4 protein-coding genes are annotated in these 3,221 nt (G+C 62.3%); 1 reads left to right on the forward strand and 3 read right to left on the reverse strand.

Annotated elements, in window-relative coordinates:
* A partial coding sequence (locus WBP53_RS07870; RefSeq protein WP_423927640.1) for a DUF1254 domain-containing protein occupies window positions 1-605 on the reverse strand: 605 nt, incomplete at its 3' end.
* 194 nt (window positions 606-799) lie between these two features.
* Between WBP53_RS07870 and WBP53_RS07875 the strand changes: the two genes are divergently transcribed.
* Window positions 800-1,873 carry an AraC family transcriptional regulator gene (locus WBP53_RS07875; RefSeq protein WP_423927642.1) on the forward strand — a complete coding sequence of 358 codons (1,074 nt, stop codon included), beginning with the start codon at window positions 800-802 and terminating at the stop codon, window positions 1,871-1,873.
* Between the two features lie 187 nt (window positions 1,874-2,060).
* On the opposite strand, the gene WBP53_RS07880 is transcribed toward WBP53_RS07875, so the two are convergent.
* Together WBP53_RS07880 and WBP53_RS07885 are read right to left on the reverse strand one after the other, a co-directional pair.
* Window positions 2,061-2,465, reverse strand: a complete 405-nt coding sequence (locus tag WBP53_RS07880) for a TolC family protein (protein ID WP_423927644.1) — start codon at window positions 2,463-2,465, stop codon at window positions 2,061-2,063.
* Window positions 2,466-2,550: 85 nt separating this feature from the next.
* A partial coding sequence (locus WBP53_RS07885) for an efflux RND transporter permease subunit (protein WP_423927646.1) occupies window positions 2,551-3,221 on the reverse strand: 671 nt, incomplete at its 5' end.

The following is a 3,221-nucleotide window of genomic DNA, read 5'->3' on the forward strand; positions in this document are numbered from 1 at the left end:
GTGTTGGTGTGGTAGACGAAATAGCCTTCCGGTATGTCGCCCTTGTAGCCGGGCGGAACCAGAAGATACTTGCCACCCTTGCCCTTGTCGGGGCCGACCCGGCCGAAATCTGCCACGTAATGGAACCAGTGGTCGTCGATGATGCCAAGCACGTCCGGTGGCACTTCCAGAACCACCGGCCCGTCCTTCACATCAACCCACATCACGTTGTAGACGGTTTCCGTGTTGGGGGTGAGGAACAGCGACTTCGAATCCATCAGGTTTTCGAAGAGCGCAATCGTCTGGTTGTTGTCCACGCCGATGCTGGCCAGGCCCTGACGCAGGCCCTCGGTCGAGCTTCCTCCGGTCGCACTGAGGAAGACGCTCACGCCGCGCTGGAACGCGAGGTTGTCGTAAACCTTCTGCACTGTCTCGTCGGTCGGGAAACCGTCATTGAACTTGAGCGTACCGATGCGCGATTCCACGGTATCGGGCGTGGTGATATCGGCCGGTATCGGCGTGGTCATTTTCATCTTGGGCGCTTCCTGCGCTGCTGCGATGCCTGCCGTCAGTGCGCAGGCAAGCGCGGTGGCCAGAACTGTCATGGTTTTCTTGGGGGTTTGCATGGTCTCTTTCCTTTTTTTTCAATGATCGCGCTGGGCTGTGTATTCCGCGTTACTTCGCTTGGCCACACTGCCTGCAGTAACCCCGTTATATACACCGCGGGCGATTGCGTCGACTTGACTATTTGTGACACATTCTATCCCCCGAGCCCGCCACACCGCCCTCCCGGCGGTACAACCAGGTGCTTCGCACATCAATGATTCCGATCGGGAACACGCCCCCCATCATGCGCGCGAGTGGCGTCGTCCCGGGGGGCTATGACCGCGCCGCCTCGACGATGGCGCTGGCGCCGTTGCTGGAGCAATTCGGGGTGAGCCTGGACAGCTTGCTGTCCGAATCGGGATTGCCGATCGGTTTGTTCGAGCATCCCGACAACCTGATTCCGTTTCGGGAAGGCACTCGCCTGATGGGCCTTTGCGCAGACCGTACCGGATGCCCGCACTTTGGCCTGCTGATGGGTGAGGCGACTCCGTTGGAGGCATACGGCATCGTGGCCGATTTGATGAAGTCCGCTGCAGACGTGCGTGCCGCACTGAAGCTGATGTGTCGATTCATGACCCTCGCTGACGGGGGCGGGCTGCTGACGCTGTCGGAGATCAATCAGTTCGCCAGTTTCAGCTATACGGTCTACGAACCGGGTGTCGAACGGGCCGATGTGCTCGGCGACAATGCCTTGGCTGTATCTTTCAGCGTGCTGCGCACACTTTGCGGGCCCAAGTGGCGGCCACATGAAATCCTGTTTTCGCGCAGCCGTCCGGCTGACATCCAACCCTATGTGGATATCCTCAGGGCGCCCCTGCGCTTCGATGTCGAGCAGTCCGCTGTGGTGTTCGACCGCGCATGGCTTGATGTCGAGCTGGTCAGCGCCGATCCCGCCAGATTGCGCATGCTTGAAGCGAAGGCGCGCGCGATGGAAGCTGGTGAAACAGGCAATCTGGTCGCACAGGTGCGGCGAGTCGTTCGCCGCCAGCTACTGTCTGGCACCTGTTCAATGCAATCTGTTGCCGCCGAGCTGGGCATGCACCGACGTACCCTCGACCGCCGATTGCAAGCATTTGACCTTGCATTCAAAACGCTGAGTGACGAGGTCCGTTATGATGTGTCCCGCCAACTCCTCGCCGATACCGCAATGCCGGTCATTGCGATCGCACAGAGTCTGCACTACACCGACCCGAGTGCGTTCACACGCGCATTCCGCCGCTGGTCTGGAACCACGCCTTCGCGATGGCGGCAGTCGGAAAGACGATCATTGCAATCGTCATCAGCGTGAATCGAAGACCTGATCTGTGCCGCAAGTTGCAGGGCCAGCAAGGTTCATCGGAACCGCTCGCGCCCTGTTGAACTTCCCCTTTTGGCCGGAAGCCGTCGGTGAGGGCAAGTTTTCATAACGGTGCGATATCAGGGGTAGGTGAGGGCGGCATCCGCCTGAAGTGCACGGCGTGCCCCTGCCTCACGGGTCAGCCGCAACCTCGAGACGATCTGGCAACCGGTCTGGCCAACCGCCCGCCCAGTGCCCGGTAGACCGACACCAACTCGCTGGCCGTACGAACCTGGCTTTGCGCCAGCTGGTCCTGCGCGTTCAATCTTGCACGCTCTGCGTCGACTACATCGAGGAAATCCACAAGGCCGCCTTCAAACCGCAGGCACGCCAAGTCAGCACCGTGGTTGCCGGCCTCGGCCTCGGCCGCGTGCTGTAGGTGCGCCGTTTCGGCGCGCGCGTGCTGGTAGCGCACCAGTGCATTCTCCGTTTCCTCCAGCGCGCGCAGCACAGTCTGCTCGTAGCGCGCCTTCTCGTCGGCATCGGCTTCGGCCGCCGCGATTCGCGCCCGCACCCGGCCCACGTCGAGGAAGGACCAGTCCACGCCAATGCCTCAGCTGGCGCCGGTGACCAAGGCGATTTTCTTTGAGTTACTCATGAGTTGCCTCGAAGGGAGGGAAGGGGTGGAGTCAATGATGCGCCGGGATGGCGAGCCCGTCGGGCGCCGGCGCGTGCGAAACGAGCGGGCGATGCACCAGCTTTCGCAGCGCCACGTAGAACACCGGAGTCAGGAATAGGCCGAACAGGGTCACACCCAGCATGCCCGCGAACACTGTGATGCCGGTGACCGAGCGGACTTCGGCGCCGGCGCCGCTGGAGAACACAAGCGGCACAGTGCCGGCGATGAAGGCGATCGATGTCATCACGATCGGGCGCAGGCGCAGGCGGCAGGCTTCCAGCGCCGCCTCGACGATGCCCTTGCCCTGCAGCTCCAGCTCGCGCGCGAACTCGACGATCAGGATGGCGTTCTTGCAGGCCAGGCCCATCAGCACCACCAGGCCGACCTGGACGAAAACATTGTTGTCACCGCCGGTCAGCCAGACGCCGAACAGGGCCGACAGCAGAGTCATCGGCACGATCAGGATCACCGCCAGCGGCAACGTCCAGCTTTCATACAGCGCGGCCAGTACCAGGAAGGCCAGCAGCACCGCCAGTGGGAACACGACCAGCGCCGCGTCGCCCTGGGTCGCCTGCTGATAGCTCAGGTCGCTCCAGTCATAGCCCATGCCGGCCGGCAGCGATTGCGCCGCCAGTTCCTTGACCTTGGCCATCGCCTCGGCCGAGGCGAACATCCTCGGAT

It is taken from the genome of Dokdonella sp., from assembly GCF_049593775.1.
Classification (GTDB): Bacteria; Pseudomonadota; Gammaproteobacteria; order Xanthomonadales; family Rhodanobacteraceae; genus Dokdonella.